Source organism: Gemmatimonadaceae bacterium (assembly GCA_035533755.1).
In the GTDB taxonomy this organism is placed as follows: domain Bacteria; phylum Gemmatimonadota; class Gemmatimonadetes; order Gemmatimonadales; family Gemmatimonadaceae; genus JAGWRI01.
Genome location: DATLTC010000051.1, coordinates 49591 through 67324 on the forward strand (window position 1 = coordinate 49591; position 17734 = coordinate 67324).

General features: G+C 70.9%; 9 protein-coding genes. 2 read left to right on the top strand and 7 right to left on the bottom strand.

Features of this window, described 5'->3' with window-relative positions; translation table 11 throughout:
* Positions 1 to 21: 21 nt before the first annotated feature.
* The 7 genes from VNE60_07235 to VNE60_07265 all read right to left on the bottom strand — a co-directional run bounded on the left by VNE60_07235 (position 22) and on the right by VNE60_07265 (position 10657).
* Positions 22 to 948 carry a DUF4340 domain-containing protein gene (locus VNE60_07235; protein ID HVB31299.1) on the bottom strand — a complete coding sequence of 309 codons (927 nt, stop codon included), beginning with the start codon at positions 946 to 948 and terminating at the stop codon, positions 22 to 24.
* Positions 945 to 3185: a Gldg family protein gene (locus VNE60_07240; GenBank protein ID HVB31300.1), complete on the bottom strand. Its 2241-nt coding sequence runs from the start codon at positions 3183 to 3185 to the stop codon at positions 945 to 947. Before VNE60_07240 ends, VNE60_07235 begins: the two co-directional genes overlap by 4 nt.
* Positions 3182 to 4156, bottom strand: coding sequence for an ATP-binding cassette domain-containing protein (locus VNE60_07245; GenBank protein ID HVB31301.1), 975 nt, complete (start codon positions 4154 to 4156; stop codon positions 3182 to 3184). Before VNE60_07245 ends, VNE60_07240 begins: the two co-directional genes overlap by 4 nt.
* A 122-nt stretch (positions 4157 to 4278) precedes the next feature.
* Positions 4279 to 5541: a hypothetical protein gene (locus tag VNE60_07250; protein ID HVB31302.1), complete on the bottom strand. Its 1263-nt coding sequence runs from the start codon at positions 5539 to 5541 to the stop codon at positions 4279 to 4281.
* A gap of 106 nt (positions 5542 to 5647) precedes the next feature.
* Positions 5648 to 6127 carry a hypothetical protein gene (locus VNE60_07255; GenBank protein ID HVB31303.1) on the bottom strand — a complete coding sequence of 160 codons (480 nt, stop codon included), beginning with the start codon at positions 6125 to 6127 and terminating at the stop codon, positions 5648 to 5650.
* Positions 6127 to 8700, bottom strand: coding sequence for an Ig-like domain-containing protein (locus tag VNE60_07260; GenBank protein ID HVB31304.1), 2574 nt, complete (start codon positions 8698 to 8700; stop codon positions 6127 to 6129). The genes VNE60_07255 and VNE60_07260 overlap by 1 nt, the downstream gene beginning before the upstream one ends.
* A 145-nt stretch (positions 8701 to 8845) precedes the next feature.
* Positions 8846 to 10657, bottom strand: a complete 1812-nt coding sequence (locus tag VNE60_07265) for an acyl-CoA dehydrogenase family protein (protein HVB31305.1) — start codon at positions 10655 to 10657, stop codon at positions 8846 to 8848.
* A 196-nt stretch (positions 10658 to 10853) separates the two neighbouring features.
* Here VNE60_07265 and VNE60_07270 point away from each other — a divergent pair, with 196 nt between their 5' ends.
* Both VNE60_07270 and VNE60_07275 read left to right on the top strand, forming a co-directional pair.
* Positions 10854 to 14861 (top strand): two-component regulator propeller domain-containing protein, encoded by a 4008-nt coding sequence (locus VNE60_07270; protein HVB31306.1) that lies wholly within the window; start codon positions 10854 to 10856, stop codon positions 14859 to 14861.
* Between the two features lie 102 nt (positions 14862 to 14963).
* Positions 14964 to 17734: DUF5916 domain-containing protein (locus VNE60_07275; protein HVB31307.1), on the top strand; the 2771-nt coding region annotated here is incomplete at its 3' end.

Here is a 17734-nt window from a genome sequence, read left to right on the forward strand (position 1 = left end):
CCCGCCGCCAACTGACCGCCGTCAGACCGGCCGCTTCACGCCGGCCACGATCGTCTTCTTCGCCGGCGCCATGTCGCCCAGCAACCAGGCGTCGAAGTCGAACACCCACGGCTTGCCGCCGGCGCGGGCCCAGACGCCGCTCTTCGTGGAATCGACCGTGACGTCGAGCAGCGGCGTCGCGCCCTTGCCGAACAGTTGGACGCGCGCCGTGGGGCGCGCGAAGCTCGCCGAGTCGGCCTGCGCCGCGGTGGCGAAGCCCGATGCCACGAGCGGATCGTACCGGTTGAGCAGCGCCACCACGGCCGACGAATCCGCCGCCGCGCCCCCGGCCACCTTCCACCCCTTGCCGGCGCGCAGCAGCGTGTACGCCTCCCGGCCGCGCGACACCACGATCTTCATCACGCTCGCCGGCGCCACCGACGCGACGGTCTTGTCGCGCCAATCGTCCAGGCCGTGCGACAGCGCCTCGACCAGCGATCCGTGAAGCGCGTACACCCGATCCTTGCCCGACCGGCGCACGTAGAGCGCCGTGCCGTCGGTGGTCCGATGCCCGCTGACCAGATCGAGCAGCGTGCCGCCCTGGCCGGCGACGCGCACGCGCTGCCCGCTGTCGGCGCTCACTCCCATCGCGCCGTGCGACGCGCGGCTCTCGGCGGCGAGTTCGCTCCACGTCGTGGTATCGGCCAGCGCGCCGAGCAACTGCCGCACGTCCGCCGCCACCGCCCGATGGCCGTTCACGCGCCACGTCTTGTCCGCGGCGCGGGCCAGCGTCGCCGTATCGCGCGCCGTGGTGAGGGCGATCGTGTCCACCGCCGCGGTGTCGATCTTGGCCAGCGCGAGCCCCGCCGGCCGGTCGGCGCCATGGTGCCTGGCAAAGGCCAGGACGCCCCACGCGATCACCGCCACCGCCAGCAGCCCTGCCAGGCGCACCAGTTGCTTGTTGGTCATGCCGCTTCTCCCGCCGCCGCGGCCAGCGGCCGATAGGGTTCCCGCGTCTTCCGCCGCCGGCGCTCCATCACCATCAGGCCCGCCACCATGATCAGCACCGGCACGCCGATCACGTTGGCGTACTTCACGCCATTGCGCGTGGCCGCGCTGGTGAATGCCAGCGTGGGCGGGCTGCGGTCCTTGGACCGGATGGAGATCAGCGCGTCGTCCTGCGACAGCCAGTCCACGGCGTTGAGCGCGAACGTGAGGTTCTCCGGCGAGTGCTGCTCGATGCGATCGGAGATGAAGTCGGTGTTGCCCACCACGATCAGCCGGCCGGGCGCCGGCCCCTTGCCCTCGGCCCTGGGCACCACCTGCACGGCGAGCAGCCGCGTGCCCAGGCTGTCCTGCGGGAAGGTGCGCGAGGGATCGATGGACGTCGCGCCGCTCGCGATGCCCGCGTCGCGGCTCGACACGAACAGCGGCGTGATCGTCTCCGCCGCCTGCTTGGCGCCCGTCGTGTCCACGCTGCTCGCCCAGGTGAGCATGATGTCGCTCACGTCCTGCGCCGCCACCGCCCGGCCCACGGGCTGCGCGTGCACGAAGAACGGATACCGCGTGAGCACCTGCCCCACCGACGACGGCACCGGGATGATCTCGTTGGACGCGAGATCGTACACCATGTTGGCGGGAATCGACACGCCGAACGGCGCCAACAGCGCGTTCCACGCCACCGGCTGCGGCATCGCCATCGGCATCTGCGGCGACGGCAGCATGCCGCTGGTCATCACGAGCGCGCTGCCACCGCGGGCCAGGAACGCGGCATACCGCGCGCGCGCCGCAGGGGGCAGCGAGTCGGGGCCGCCGATGAGGATCACCGTCTTCACGTCCGCCGCCGGTTGCGCCGTGTCGGCCAGGGTGAACGGACGCACGTCGTACGACTTGGACAGTTCGTGCTGGAAGTCGTTGAGCGACGCATCCGGGCCGCTCGACGCATTGACCAGCCCCACCACGGGTTTGTTGGCGCGGGTCAGCGAACGGATCGCCGCCGCCAGCCGGTACTCCAGGTCGCTGGTCCGGCTCACGAACGGAATCGTGGCCGTCTTGCCCTGGTACTGGATGGCCAGGCCCAGATAGCCCTGCTTCACCTGCAGCGAGGCGTTGCCCACCACGTTGAACTGCACGGGCGCGATGCCCAGCGCCTGGGCGTCGTTGGCGGCGCTCTTGTTGCGGCTCGGATCCTGCGCCACCACGCGAATCTTGCCGTGCCCCGCCGACCGGATGTCGCTCAGCAGGTCGTCCACGTCGCGCTTGAGCAGCGAGATGCTCGCCGGCAGTGCGTCGGACGCGAATTCCTTGATCGTGACGATGTCGTCCAGGTGGCCCACGATCTGCCGCGTGCCGGACGACAGCGTGTACTCGTGCCCCGGCGTGAGATCCAGGCGGCCGTCGATGTAGCTGCCGAGCAGGTTCACCACGATCACGATCGCCGTCACGAGGCCGACGCCCAGCCGCAGGCGGCGCCGCGTCTCGCCCGCCCGCGCCAGCTTACGGCCCAGCAGCGCCCCGTACGCCAGCGCCAGGAACACGCCGGCCAGCGAGAAGAAGTAGACCGCGTCGCGCAGATCGATCACGCCGCGCCCGATGTTCTGGAAGTGCGACAACACGCCCACCCGCGCCGCGATCGCGCCCAGCGTGGGCGGCAATCCGACGATGAGCGGATCGAGCCCGAACAGCGTGAGCACGAACATCACGGCCACGGCGAGGATGAACGCCGTGATCTGGCTGCGTGTGAGGCTCGACGCCCACACGCCCACGCCGGCCAGCCCCATCGCCAACAGCGCCGCGCCGGCGTACTGGGCCACGATCGGCCCCCACTGCACCCGGGCGCCCAGCATCAGCCCCACCGGAACCGGCAGCGTGAGCGCCAGCCCGATCCACAGGAACAGTACCGCCCCCGCGAACTTGCCCAGCAGCAACTCCAGCTCGGTCACCGGCTGCGCCAGCACCAACTCCAGCACGCCGCTCCGGTTGTCCTCGGCCAACGTGCGCATGGCCACCGCCGGCACGAAGAACAGGAACATCCACGGCAGCAGATCGAACATCGAGCGCAGACTGGCCACGCCCAGCAGATACGCGTTGCGGAAGTACAGGAAGTTGTTGACGGCCACGAACACCACCAGCAGCACGTAGCCCGTGGGGTGGTCGAACAGCGCCTTCACCTCGCGGCGCGCGATCGTCCAGATGCGCGCCATCATGCCGCCGCCTCCGCGCGTTCCGCCGCCGGCGCCGCCGCCCCGTCGCCGTGCGTCAGCTGCCGGAACAGATCCTCGAGGCTGCCCGTCTCCTGGTGCAACTCGTAGAGCGTCCACCCTTCGGCCTTGGCCATCTCGAAGATGTGCGGGCGCAGATCGGTGTCGCCCGACGCCGACACGCTCACCCGCACGCGGCCGCGCGGCGCGTCCTGCACCTCCACGTCGCGCACGCCGGAGAGCCCGCTCACCCGGCGGCCCACGTCGGCGCCCGACGCCTCGATCGTCACCCGCACCCCCGCCGTGGCCCGGCTCACCAACTCGTCCACCGACCCGTCGGCCACCAGCCGCCCCTGATTGATGATCAGCAGCCGCGAGCAGGTGTGCTGCACCTCGGGGAGCACGTGCGTGGACAGCATCACCGTGCGTTCGCGTCCCAGATGCGCGATCAGATGGCGGATCTCCACGCGCTGATTGGGATCCAGCCCCTCGGTGGGCTCGTCCAGGATGAGCAGGTCGGGCCGGTGCAGGATGGCCGCCGCCAGCCCCACGCGCTGCTTGTAGCCCTTGGACAGCTCGCCGATCGGCCGGTGGAACACGGGCTCGATGCCGGTGGACGCCACGGCTTCGTCGATCGCGCGCGATCGCTCCTGGCCCGCCAGTTCGCGCAACCGCGCCACGAAATCCAGATACTCGGTCACGAGCATCTCGCCGTACAGCGGGTTGTTCTCGGGCAGGAATCCGATGCGGCGCTTGGCGTCGCGACCGGCCTGGCTCAGCGGCACGCCGTCGAATCGGATCTCCCCGCCGTCGGGCTCGAAGATCTGCGTGATCATCCGCATGGTGGTGGACTTGCCGGCGCCGTTGGGACCGAGAAATCCCACCACCTGCCCGCGATCGACCGTGAACGACACCCCGTCCACCGCCGTCAGGCCGTCGAAGCGCTTGGACACGCGCTCGAGCGAGAGGAGCGACATGATATCGAATAACTCTGATAAAGGGCCGTGTTGCAATACTTATGGGACCCCATCAGTAAAAAAAGTGTCCGCGGTCATGTCAATCGGCGGCGCCCGCTAGGATTTCATTAGCAACCCGCCGCTCAGTTGCTCTTGCCGGCCTTGGCGCGCGAGTCGAGCCACTGCCGCCAATCGTCGTCGAGCTGGCCCAACGTCCGCGGACCCGCCGCCTGCGCCTCGAGCACGTCGTCCACCGGCTTGCCGCGAAGCTGCGCGTCCACCATCTGCCCGATCAGCGGCGCGCCTTCGCGCGTCATGAGGAACCGGCCCAGCACGGTGGCTTCGGCCGAGTACATCGCGCCGCCGCGCAGCGCCTGCGACTCGCCGGCGTTGTTGGGACGCCCGCCGCCGCCGCGCGGCATCCCGCCGCGGCCCATGCCCCCGCGCCCGTATCCGCCACCGTATCCGCCCCCCATGCCGCGTCCATATCCGCCGCCGCCCATGCCCCCGAACCCGCCGCCGAATCCGCCGCCGTCGCCACCTTCCCCGCCCTCGCCACCGCGCCCCTCGCCACCGCGCCCCTCGCCGCCGCGGCCCTCGGCGCCGCCGCGATCCGCGCCCCCGCTCTCGCCGCCTCGCGCGTACTCCGCCTGCGGACGCGGCATCGTAAAGAACATCCGCAGCGGGAACAGCGCGTCCACGTTGGCCGAGATCCGCATCGAGAGCCCGTCCACGGTCTTCTCGTCGGCCGCCAGCGCCGGCACGAGCGTCTCCACCCAGCTCGGCACCCGCGGATCGTCCACCAGACCGGTGGCCCCCTGCACCGACGGATGCCCCAGCAGCTGCGACGCCCGCGCCGACAGCCAGGCGCGCATCACGCGCTCGGTAGCGTTGGCGCCACCCTGCACCGCGAACCCACCGCCGTAGCCGCGGCCGCCGTTGCCCTCGGGGCGCGACGACGGCTCGATGATCGGGATCTCCACCACCGGTTCCACGGAGCCCGGCGGAAGCGGCGGCGCGGGTTGATACGCCGGCGCCTTGGGACCGAAGCTGATCCGGTGCACGGTGACCGCCACCTCGGGCGGCGCCTGGCCGAACAGCTGCGAGTACACGAGGCTCTGCCGCGCCACGGCCGAGTCCACGTCGGCGATGTCGCGCTTGGTGAACCCCACCAGCTCGTAGCCCGGTCCGCGCGACACCCACGTGGTCTCACCCGAGACCATCCGCGTCTCGGCGTGCACCGCGGCCACGAGCGCCGGATTCTGGTCGGGCAGCCGCGCGCCGCTCGATGCGCACGCCGACACGGTCACCGCGCTCAGGGTCGCGGCGAGCGCGTGACCAAGGTGGCGAACGGGGCGCGGCGGCCTGCGCGACGCGCGATGGCCGATCGTGAGGGGAGCACGCATGGTGGGCATTCCTCCGCCGGAGCGGTGGTCGCGGTTTCAGGGAGTGGTATGACGGTTCCTGATACCGCCCGTTCCGGCGAAAGTTGCACGGCGCCCCGCGATCGGCTTACCGGATCACCCCGTACGACGCCACCGTGCGCGCCGACGTCTCGGTCACCCACACCCGCGCGCCCACGAGACCCGCCAACTCCGCCGGCACGCCGTTGAGCGCGTGCAGCCCACCGTCCGGCAGCCGCAGCGCCACCCCGGCCCCCGCGCGCTCCACGGTGCCGTCCCACGCCGGATCCCCGCCGGCGCCCCGCACCAGGAAGTCCTCCACCCGGAACCGTCCGCCCGCCTCGGCCACGCCGCGCACCCAGAGGTCCAACTGCACGAGACCCCGCATGGCGCCGGGGACGCTGTCCAGTTCCACTCGGCCGTCGGCGGTGCGCAGCACCGCTACCGGCGCCGGGTCGCTGCCCTCGAGCACGAACGTGCCCCGCAGCGTGTCGGCCCCGACGGCGGCCGGCACCGCCGCGCTCCCCGGACCGCGCGCATGACACCCGACCGCCGCGGCCAACGCCAGCCCCACGATCATGCCGCGCATTACTGGATCCTCGCGATGGCAATGCGCAGGCTCGACGCGGCGGGCCCGCTTCCGCCCGTGCCGAGGAGCGCGAGCGTCTGTCCCGCCGTGGCGCTGGCCGTGAGTTGGTACATCGCGAACGCGCCGCCGTGAATGCCGGCGTTGTCCACGGCGAACGTCCCCGCCGGCAGCGGCTGCGCCGACAACGGGAAGCTCACCGGAAAGTTCGTGGGGAAGTCCACCGACATTCCGGAGTACACGTCGCGCGTGTTCCAGGTGGGGAATTGCACGTCGGCGTTGGACGCGAACGCGCTCTGCCCGTCCAGATACAACGACAGCACCCAGTGCCCGAGCATCTGATCCACCGACTGCCCTGTGAGCGCCGCGATGCTCGCCGTGCCGGTGGTGGCGGTGGCCTGCGTGATCCCGCGCAGGAACGCCGCGTCGGACGCGGCATACCGGTCGTCCGCCCAGCGCGAGAACGACCACGCGAGCGAGTAGAAGTTGAAGTCGTTGTCGGCCACGCGGCCGAACAGCGACGACGCGCCCGGCGCCTGCAGCACCGCATACAGCGTCATGTAGTGCTTGTAGATGCCGTACGGCGCGCCGGTACACTGCGGGAAGGTGGGGCGCACGTCGCAGTACATCGTGGCCGCATAGCCGGCGTCGCCCTTCCACGCCACGTGGTAGATGTTGTTGCGCAGCCACACCTCCTCGGCCTCACGCGCCATCCCCTCCTCCAGCCACGACTCCTCGTAGCTGGTGGCGCCATCGGTGAGCCGGGCCCCGAACGACGCGATGTGCTTGACCTCGTGCACCACGGTCGTCCGGATGGTGCGCAGCCACGAATCGGCGGTGTTGCCCGTGAATCCCGTGCCGGCCACGGTCGGCACCACGGCATAGAAGAACTCGCCGAAGTTGCTCGACGGATTGTTCACGGAGTCGCGCGCGAACAGATCGCACGAGATCACGAACCCGGCCAGCCCCGTGGGCACCGCCGGCGTGAACACCATGTCCAGATGCTGGTCGGCATCGGTGTACTGGTCGGTGATCAGCGGATCGCCGAAGTACGCGGAGTCGCTCCGGTACATCGTGGCGTCGAATTCCTGGCCCAGGCGCGTGAAGTAGGAGTCCATCGTCCCCGCCAGCGGCGCCGCCACGTCCTCCCACATGATGCTCTTGGTTCCCACGTACACCACCCGCGCCGTGATCTCCTTGTACGACGCGCAGGTGCTGGTGGAGTTCAGGGTCGTGGTGAATTGGTTCACGCGGAAGACCCGCGTGGCCCCCACCACCGGCACGGTGGCCAACGCCGGCTGCCCCGCCGCGGCCCGCGCCGCGCGCGCCCCCACGCGAGCGTGCCCCCGCAGCATCGCGTACGCGGCCCGGCTGGCCTCGAGTACGCGATAGTGCATCGCCGCGCTCTCGGACGGTCCCGCCGCATCGGCCGGGAGAGCGCGCGCTGCCGCCGGCGCCAGCATGCGCTGCCGGATCATCACCGGCGCCGCACGATCGGCCCCGGCCGCGTTTGCCGCGCCCGCCAGACGGAACGCCGCTGTCGAGGTGGGCGTCTGCAGGTCGTTGAACACACTCACCACGTAGCTGCCGTTGGACGCCGGCAGCTCCAGGCACGCGAGCTCGCTGGCCGCCGTGATCACCAGCGACCCGCCCACGGCCAGTGTCTCGGGCGTCCCCGCGCGCAGCGTCTGCGTTCCCGCTCCGCTCTGTCCGCCCACGGTCACCCGCACGGTCGCGGCGTGCGTGGGCGTGCACGGCAGCGTCGACGGCACCGTCACCGTGAGCTGCACGGTCGAGGCGGCCGTCACCGCCGCGCTCACGCCGTCGATCGTCACCGAATCCGCCGCCGCGGCGGCGCTGAACCCGGTGCCCGCGATCGTGACCGCCGCTCCCGGCGTCATCACGGCGGGCCCGATCGACGCGATGGTCGGCGCCGAGCCGGGCGCCGCGGCGGTGACGGTGATGGCCGCCGTCCCCGACTGCGCCTCGCTCGTGGCCGTGATCGTGGTCGTGCCGGCCGCGACCGCGGTCACCAGTCCCGCGGCGCTCACCGTGGCCCGGGTGGCGTCGGACGACGTCCAGGTCACCACGCGCCCGGACAGCGCGTTGCCGCTGGCGTCGAGCGTGGCCGCGGTCAACTGCTGCGTGGCGCCGGCAACGAGCGTCGCCGAGGCCGGCGACACGGACACCCGCGCCACCGGCACGGGATTGACGGTGAGCGTGGCCTGGCCCTGCCTGCCGCCCGCGGTGGCGATGATGGTCGTGGTGCCGGCGGCCAGCCCGGTCACCAGCCCGCCGCTCGTCACCGAGGCCACGCTCGGCGTGCCCACCGACCAGGTCACGGTGCCGGTGGCGATGGATGCGCCGTTCTGATCCGCGCCCGCCGCCGAAGCGGTGGTGGTGGAGCCCACGAACACCGCCGCCGCCGACAGCGTCACCGATACGGTGGTGAGCACCGGCGTTGGCGGCGGTGTGACCATGCCGTTGCCGTCGGTCGAGCCGCCCCCTCCGCTACACGATGCAGCGAGCAGGGCCGCGAACAGCCCCGCGAGGGGGCGCCGCCACAGACGAGTCATGAGCGAGGTGGTTGGGGGGGAGAACACCGTCGAGCGCTCACCGGCCAATGTACGGCCGCCGGCCGGTTCCGGCCAGACCGCATACCATAATAAATAACTCATGATCCGGCGCCGGGCCCCGAAAGGGCCCGGCGCCGGATCACCGCTACTCGTCCGTGGCCGCCTCCACCCCCAATTCCCCGGTCTCCAGGCTGTGCTTGGCGATCGCGCTCACCCGCGCGTCCTGGTGGTGCCGCAGGCCGCGGATGTTGCGCCGCGCCCGCCGGTACGCCATCGGCACGAACACGCGCGCCAGATCCAGGTGCGGCTGCACGCTGGCCGCGTCGGGCCCGCCCGCGCGCTCGATCTCCCACGTGGTCCGCGACAGCACCGCCGTGGCCAGGAAGATGTCGATGGCCGCGTTGGCCATCCGCTCCTGCAGGAACTGGCGGTCGAGGATTGCCTTGCCGTGCTTCATGATCGCCGCCTCCACGCCGAGCGCGAAGTTGTGCACCAGCTCGGCCACCTGATCCGCTTCGCCGGCCAGCGCCGGATGCACCTTGGTGAAGCTGGGCTTGGTGATCTGGCGCTTGGCGCGGTCGCTCAGGTAGTGGCTGATCGCCCCGATCGAATGGATCGGGTCCTTGAACGCCTTGCCCAGCGTCTTCAGCCGCTCGCCCGGCTGCTGCAGCCCCATCAGCGCGATCAGGGCCCGCAGGATCTCGTTGGTGCCCTCGAAGATCAGGTTGATGCGCGAATCGCGCACCGCCTGCTCGTACGGGAACTCCTTGGAGTAGCCGATGCCGCCCGCGATCTGCATTGCGTCGTTCGACGCCCGGAACGCCAGCTCGCTCGCGAACACCTTGCACGCCGCCGTCTCCAGCGAGAAGTCGATCCCGCCGCGATCCATCATCCCGCTGGCCAGCTGCACCCCCGAATCGGCCGCGTACACCTCGGCGGCATTGAGCGCGATCTTCTTCTGGATCATCTCGAACGAGCCGATCGACTTGCCGAACTGCTGCCGCTCGTTGGCGTACTTGATCGCCTCGCGCATGATGCGCCGCGCGCCGCGCGCCGAGCCCGCCGCCAGCCCCAGCCGTCCCGAATTCAGCACCTCCAGCGCCACGTGGAACCCCTGCCCCACGTCGCCCAGCCGGTCGGCCATCGGGACCTTCACGTTCTCGAAGAACACCGCCCGCGTATCGCTGGCCTTGATCCCCATCTTCTCTTCGAGCTTGCCCAGCCGCACCCCCTCGGCGTGCGCGTTCACGATGAACGCCGTCACCCGCTGCTTCGGCTTGCCGTCGATCTCCACCGGCACCTTGGCGAACACGGTGAAGATGTCGGCGTAGCCGGCGTTCGAGATCCAGATCTTCTGGCCGTTGAGCACGTAGTGCGCGCCGTCGGCGCTCGGCACGGCCGTGGTCTTCATGGCCTGCGCGTCGGAGCCCGATCCCGGTTCGGTGAGGCAGAACCCCGCCACGTATTCGCCGGTGGCGCACTTGGGCAGGTACTGCTGCTTCTGCGCCTCGGTGCCGAACAGCACGATCCCCTTGCACCCGATGGACTGGTGCGCGCCGAAGTACACGGTGAGCGCCGGATCGGTGCCGCCCAACTCGCCGAACACCCGCGTGTACACCTTGGCCGTGGCGCCGAAGCCGCCGTACGCCTCGGGAATGCTCACCCCCATCAGCCCCAACTCGTGCAGCCCGAACCGCACCTCGTCGGGAAAGTGCGCGTCGTGGTCGAACTTGGCGGAGTCGATGTGGTCGGCCGCGAAGGCCCGGAACGAACCGAGGATCGCGTCCAGCGACTCCTTCTCGTCGGGGCTCAGCGCCGGAAACGGAAAGACGAGATCCTCGAGGACCTCGCCCAGAAATACGCCGCGCGTGAACGACGGGTTGACGTCGGGCGCGGCAAGGTGCGGTTCGCCGGCTCTGCTCGACGGGCCGGCAGTGGGTGCGGTGGTGGCGGTCATGCGCGAATCCCCCTCGGTAGGCCTCTATATGTATGAATGTAGCTTGCCCCGGGAGCACCGTCCCGCGCAATCGGCGATTCCTTGGCGCAGTGAGGGGGTGTCGCCGGCGTACCCTGGTCCCCGCGCCGGCAAGCGGATAACGTATGTGACGTTGCGCGTTCCCCGCCGCCGGGGCCCCGCCCCGACCCCGCCCACGATGCCCATCCGTCGCTGGACCATTGCGCTGGCGCTCGGCTTCACCGCCCGCGCCAACGCGCAGCTATCGGCCGCGTCCCGTCACTCGCCCGTCCCGTCGGCTGAAAACCAGCCGCCGGTGCACGAAGCGTGGGCGCAACGCGACCTCCTGCCCGGCGCGCAGATCGGAATGGCCGTGCAGTCCGCCGACGGGTATCTCTGGCTTGCCACGACCAAGGGGCTGCTGCGCTTCGACGGCGAACGGGCGCTGCGCATGGATCCACCCGCCATGGATTCCCTGCCGTCGCCCTGGGTGCTCGCGCTCACCACGTCCCGCGACGGCGCGCTCTGGGCAGGCACGGCGCGCGGCGGCGTGTTCCGCCTCTTCCACGGCACCTACACTCGATGGACGACGGCACAGGGCCTGCCCACCGATCAGGTCAACGCGATCTACCAAGACCCGGCCGGCACGGTGTGGATCGGCACCCAGGCCGGCCTCTGTCGCATCGACGGCTCGCGGTGCACGCGCGTCGGCCAGCGCGGAATTCCTGCTCTCGCACTGGGCGCCGACTGGGACGGGCGTCTGCTCGTGGGCAGCTATGGACTGTTTCGCCTCGCCGGCGATTCCCTCGTCACGATCCCACAGCTCACGCCCTCGCTGTTCCGCATCAACCGCATCGTGCGCGATTCGAGCGGCGCCGTCTGGCTGGCCACCGTGGCCGGGCTCGTGCGACTGTCGCCGCCCACGGCGCCGGGCGCGCCGCCCCAGGCCCGGATCTTCACCACGGCCGACGGGCTGCCGTCCAACTATGTGCTCTCCGTGCTCACCGGTCCGGGCGACGAACTCTGGGTGGGGACGGTGGGCGGTGGCATCGCGCTGCGGCGCAACGGGCACTTCATGGTGCTGGACGAGCGCCAGGGACTCACCGACGACCGCGTCAACGACCTCCTCCGCGACCGCGAGGGCGACGTGTGGGCCTCCACGAGCGGCGGCCTCGATCGCTTTCACGATCGCGCGGTCACCACGTACACGCGCACCGACGGACTGCCCGACCCGTTGGTGTGGGGCGTGGCAGGCGACGTCGCGGGCAACATCTGGCTCACTACGAACGCCGGTGGACTCACGCGGTTCGACGGCCGCGCCTTCACCACGTGGCGCGACCATCCCGCCATCGCCACCAGCCGCATCAGCGTCATCGCGCCCGTTGCCGACGGCAGCGTGTGGCTCGGCGTGCGCCCCGGCATGGTGGTGCGGTTCCATGACGGCCGCGTGGACGACTGGAGCCACGCCCCCAACGCGCCCACCGGCAACGTGGTCGCCATCCTGCAGGCCGCCGACGGCGGCCTCTACTTCGGGGGCCCCGGGGGGCTCTATCGTCTGGACGGCGGCCGGTTCGCCGCCATCGCGCTCCCGGGCGACTCCGCCGCGCGCGCCATTCGCGTCCTCGCGCAGTCAACCGACGGAACGCTCTGGGCGGCCGGCAATTCGCTCTATCGTCTGCGCAACGGCCGCGTGAGCCTCGAAGGCGCGGCGGGCGCGTTCACCAGCCAGCCGATCACCGCGCTGCTGCCCGACAGCGGCCGGCTCTGGCTGAGCACGCAGGGCGCCGGGCTGCGGCTGCTCCGCAACGGCCGGCTCATCTCGTTGGCGAACGCCAGCGCGTCGATGCTCAACGATGCGTTCACGATGCTCGACGACGGGGAGGGTGGCATCTGGCTCGCCTCGTCGTTCGGACTGCAGCGCGTCGAGAAGCGGGCGCTGCTCGACGCCGCCGACGGCCGCGCCGGACCGATCTTCGTGCGCACCATCGACAAGACCGACGGGCTGCTCAGCACCGAATTCAACAGCGCCGGCGCCTCCTCCGGCTGGCGGTCGCCCGACGGGCGCCTCTGGCTCCCCGGCGCCGACGGGCTCGTGGAGGTGGACCCGCGGGCGCTGCGGGCGCCGACGTCCCCGCCGCCGGTGCGCGTCGAGTCGGTGCTGGCCGACGGCCGCGCGCTCCCGCTCGGCGGGCCGATCACGCTGCCGCACGGCACGCGGCAGATCGAGATCGACTTCACGTCGCTGCGGTTCCGGTCGTCGCGCCAACTCCGCTTCCGGTATCGGCTGCTCGGCCTCGACACCGCATGGGTGGACGCCGGCACGCGGCGCAGCGCGTTCTATTCGAGCCTGCCCGGCGGCACGTACGACTTCCAGCTCTCGGCGCAGGACGACGGCGGCGTCTGGAACCCCGTGCCCGCGACGGTGTCGCTACGCGTCATCCCGCCGTTCCGCCAGACCCCGTGGTTCTTCGTGTTGCTCGGCGTCGCGACGTTGGGCGTCACGGCCGGCGTCGTGTTCCTGCGCGGCCGTGCATTGCGCGAGCACGCGCGGGTGCTCGAGGCCCAGGTGGCCGCGCGCACGGCCGATCTCGAGCATCAGGTGGAGATCCGCGAGCGCGCCGAGCACGCGCTGCGCGAAGCGCGCGACAACCTCGAGCATCGCGTGGTCGAGCGCACCGCCGCCCTCGCCCGGGCCAACGATGAGCTGCGCCTCAACCAGGAGCGGCTCGGCCTCCTGGTGCGCCAGCTCCCCGCCGTCGTCTGGTCCACCGACCTGCGGCAGCGCATCGTCTCGTCGGTGGGCTCCGGGCTGTCCACGATCGGGCTGCGACCGGGCGAGCTCACGGGCCGGACGTTCGGCGAGATCATCGACGATCCCAACGTCACCGCGGCCCTCGAGGAAGCGCACGACCGCGCGTTCCAGGGCGAGTCCACCCAGCACCACGGGTCGTATCGCGGCCGCGTCTTCGAATGGCGGGTGGAGCCGCTCCACGACGACGACGGGAGCATCGACGGCGCCATCGGACTCGCTTTCGACGTCACCGAGCAGGCCAAGCTGCGCGAGGAGATGCTCCAGACGCAGAAGATGGACAGCATCGGCCGCCTGGCCGGCGGCCTCGCCCACGATCTCAACAACATCCTCACCGCCGTGCTCGGCTACGTGGAATTGAGCAAGATGGCCGGCAGCGGCGCCGACCTGCAGGACAATCTCGACGAGATCCGGTTCGCCGCCGAGCGGGCGGCGGCGCTCACGCGCCAACTGCTGACCTTCGCCCGGCGCCAGAAGACGAGCGTGCACCCGCTCGATCTCAGCCGCACTCTCGCCGACCTCGACGGCCTTCTGCGCCGCCTGCTCGCCGCCGACGTCGAGCTGCTCACCGTCCCCGGCGACGACGTCCCGATCGTGCTCGCCGATCCCAACCAGATCGAGCAGGTGATCGTCAACCTGGCGGTGAACGCGCGCGACGCCATGCCGGACGGCGGACGCCTCACCATTGCCACCGGCAGCTGCGAGCTGGCGGAGCCGCGCGGCGACATGCCCGCCGGCCGCTACGCGATGCTGACCGTCACCGACACCGGCACCGGCATGTCGGACGCGGTCAAGCGGCGCGCCTTCGAGCCGTTCTTCACCACCAAGGAAGTGGGCAAGGGCACCGGCCTCGGCCTCGCGACCTGCTTCGGGATCGTGCGCGAATTCGGCGGCTTCATCGAGATCGACTCGGCCCTCGGCGCGGGCACCATGGTGCGCGTGTGTCTGCCGGCGCACGACGCCGCGCCGTGGGCCGAACCCGCGCGCACCGTCGCCGGCCGCGGCGCGCCCGGCACGGAGACCGTGCTCCTTGCCGAGGATGAGCCACAGGTACGGGAGATCGCGCGCCGCGCGCTGGAGACGTTCGGCTATCACGTCCTCGTCGCCGCGGACGGCGACGAGGCGCTGCGCGTGGCGCTCGCGCACCGCGGCCCGATCCACCTGCTGCTCGCCGACCTGCGCATGCCGCGCATGGGCGGCTACGAGCTCGCCGCGCAACTGCGCGGGCAGCGGCCCGGCATCCGCGTAATGTTCATGTCCGGGTATTCGGAATTCCGCGCCCCGGTCGACGACCCCGCCCTCGCCAACGCGCCGAGACTCACCAAACCGTTCCGTGTCGGCGCACTCGCCCAGAGCGTGCGCGATGCTCTCGACACCGCGCCGCCCATCGCGACATAGCCGTGCTGAAACAATCCGCGGGCGCCCTCCGTTCAAACCATTCACGGAGTCGCGCCGTCTCACCCTGTGCACCACGCGGACCACCTTCAGCCACCACCATCCTTGTCCTTTCGTCTCGTCGCGCCCCGCGTTTCGCGCTCGGCGCTTCCGCTCGCGCTCGCCGCGGCCGCCGCCGCGCTCTCCCCCACCCGTCTCACCGCGCAGGCCCCCACGCCGGCCGCGATGAACATCGCGCGCACCGCGTTCGCCGCCCGCCGGCAGGGCGCGATCACGATCGATGGCCGCCTGGACGAACCGGCCTGGTCCAGGGCCAAGCCGATCACCGGCTTCTACCAGACGCAGCCCACGCAGGGCGCCGCGGCCACGCAGCGCACCGAACTGCGCATTCTCTTCGACGACGACGCCATCTACATCGGCGCCCGCATGTACGACACCCTCGGCGCGCGCGGCGTGCACGAGCGCCTGGCCCGCCGCGACCAGCTGCTCACCCTCCAGGGCGACAACGGCACCGGCGCGCCGTCGGTCACGTCCGACGTCCTCGTGCTCCGCCTGGACACCTATCACGACCGCCTGGGCGAGTCGGTGTTCCTCATCAACCCCGAAGGCGTGAAGGGCGACGCGCTGTCCATCGGCGGCAGCAACCTCGACCCCGCCTGGGATCCCGTGTGGGAAGGCGCGGCCCACGTGGATTCGCTCGGGTGGACCGCTGAACTGCGCATTCCGTACTCGCAACTCCGCTTCTCCCGCGACTCGCTGCAGACGTGGGGCCTGCAGATCCAGCGGTTCGTGGACCGCCTCAACGAATGGGACGTGTGGGCCTTCACGCGCGCCAACGAGACCGGCGGCCCGGCCAAGTACGGCACGCTCACCGGCATCCGGGTGGACCACCGGCCGCGCTCCGCGGAACTACTGCCGTATGTGCTCACCGGCGACCGGTTCGCGGCCGCCGCCGCCGGCGATCCGTTCCACGCCAATGCCGCCACCACGGAGCGCGTCGGCGCCGACCTCCGCTATCTGCTCACCTCCAACCTGACGCTCGACGCCACGGTGAATCCCGACTTCGGACAGGTCGAGGCCGATCCCGCCGTCGTGAACCTCTCCGCCTTCGAGACCTTCTTTCCCGAGAAGCGGCCGTTCTTCGTGGCCGGCGCCGGCGCGTTCAGCTTCGGCGGCACGAGTTGCATGTTCTGCAGCAACAACAGCAGCCTCGACCTGTTCTACTCGCGGCGCATCGGCCGCGCGCCGCAACTCGGCGACTCGGTGGCCAACACCTCGCTGTTCTCCGACGTGCCCGATGCCACGCGCATCCTGGGGGCGGCCAAGATCACCGGGCGCACCGCCAACGGCTTCACCGTGGGCCTGCTCGACGCCGTCACCGGCAGCGAGACGGCGCGCTATCGCACGGCGCTCAACGGCCCGACGCTGTTGCAGCCCGTGGAACCGCTCACCAACTATTTCGTGGGGCGCGTCAAGCGCGACTACCAGGGCGGCAACACGATCGTCGGCGGCATCGTGACGTCCACCGAGCGGCGCCTGGACGACCCCATGCTGCGCTCCTACCTGCGCGACCGCGCCCAGTCGGCCGGCCTCGACATGCACCACTACTGGGACGACCAGACGTACGACGTACGGGCCCAGATCGCGTTGTCCGACGTGGGCGGATCGGCCAGCGCCATTGCCCGCACCATGGAATCGAGCGCGCACTACTTCCAGCGCCCCGATCGCGGCGCCGTGCGCGACGGGCTCTTCACCACACGCTTCGACTCCACGGCCACCGAACTACGCGGCTACGGCGCCTACGCCCGCGTGGCCAAGGACGCGGGCAACTGGTTGTGGGAGTTCAGCCAGGCGGCGCGCAGCCCGGGGTTCGAGGTCAACGACATCTCGTACCTCTCGCGGGCCGACTACTACTGGGTGAGCGCCAACCTGGCGCGGCAGTGGACCGTGCCCGGCGCCTGGTATCGCAACATCGTGTCCATCGTGGGCGGCCAGGAGCAGTTCGACTACGAGGGCGACCGCACCGATCTGCAGCAGCAGGCATACTTCGGCATGGAGTTCCTCAACTACTGGAATCTCCGCTCATACGGCATCCACCACCCGGCCGTATACGACCCCACCATGCTGCGTGGCGGGCCGGTGGTGAAGCGTCCGGGCTACAACGACCTGGGCGTCGGCCTCACGAGCGACAACCGCCAGGAAGTGGTATGGGGCGTGAACGGCGAGTGGGCCACGGGTGTCGGCGCGCTCAACACCAGCTTCTACGTCACGCCGAGCGTGACCTTCAAGCTGGGCCCCAATGCCAACGTGGATTTCACCCCCACGTATCAGAACGGCAAGGGCTTGCAGTACGTCACCCGCGCGAGCGACCCCACCGATTCGGCATTCGCCGGCGCGCGATACGTGCTCTCGACCATCCATCCCACGTCGCTGTCGCTCGACACGCGGCTGAACATGACGTTCACGCCGGACCTCACGCTGGAGCTGTACCTCCAGCCCTACTTCGCCAGCGGCCACTACTACGCGTTCTCGGAATACGGCGCGCCGCGCACGCTCGCCCAGCGCGTCTTCGGGCGCGACGTGGGCACGATCGCCGCTCAGCGCGACGGCACCGGCGCCGTGACCACGTACGTCGTGGACCCGGACGGCGCGGGCCCGGCGCCGGCGTTCAGCTTTGCCAACCCCGACTTCTCATACACGTCGCTGCGCGGCAACGCGGTGCTGCGGTGGGAGTACCGGCCCGGCTCCACGATCTATCTCGTGTGGCAGCAGCAGCGCTCGGGGTCCAGCGTGGACGGCAGCTTCGATCTGGGACGCGATCGGGCGGCCCTGTTCCAGGACCGCCCGATCAACGTCTTCCAGCTCAAGGTCAACTA

Excerpts from the sequence above, each read along its gene's own strand:
- VNE60_07235 (HVB31299.1), bottom strand. The coding sequence starts at position 948 with ATGACCAACAAGCAACTGGTGCGCCTGGCAGGGCTGCTGGCGGTGGCG.
- VNE60_07245 (HVB31301.1), bottom strand. The coding sequence starts at position 4,156 with ATGTCGCTCCTCTCGCTCGAGCGCGTGTCCAAGCGCTTCGACGGCCTG.
- VNE60_07270 (HVB31306.1), top strand. The coding sequence starts at position 10,854 with ATGCCCATCCGTCGCTGGACCATTGCGCTGGCGCTCGGCTTCACCGCC.
- VNE60_07250 (HVB31302.1), bottom strand. The coding sequence starts at position 5,541 with ATGCGTGCTCCCCTCACGATCGGCCATCGCGCGTCGCGCAGGCCGCCG.
- VNE60_07260 (HVB31304.1), bottom strand. The coding sequence starts at position 8,700 with ATGACTCGTCTGTGGCGGCGCCCCCTCGCGGGGCTGTTCGCGGCCCTG.
- VNE60_07265 (HVB31305.1), bottom strand. The coding sequence starts at position 10,657 with ATGACCGCCACCACCGCACCCACTGCCGGCCCGTCGAGCAGAGCCGGC.
- VNE60_07255 (HVB31303.1), bottom strand. The coding sequence starts at position 6,127 with ATGCGCGGCATGATCGTGGGGCTGGCGTTGGCCGCGGCGGTCGGGTGT.
- VNE60_07240 (HVB31300.1), bottom strand. The coding sequence starts at position 3,185 with ATGATGGCGCGCATCTGGACGATCGCGCGCCGCGAGGTGAAGGCGCTG.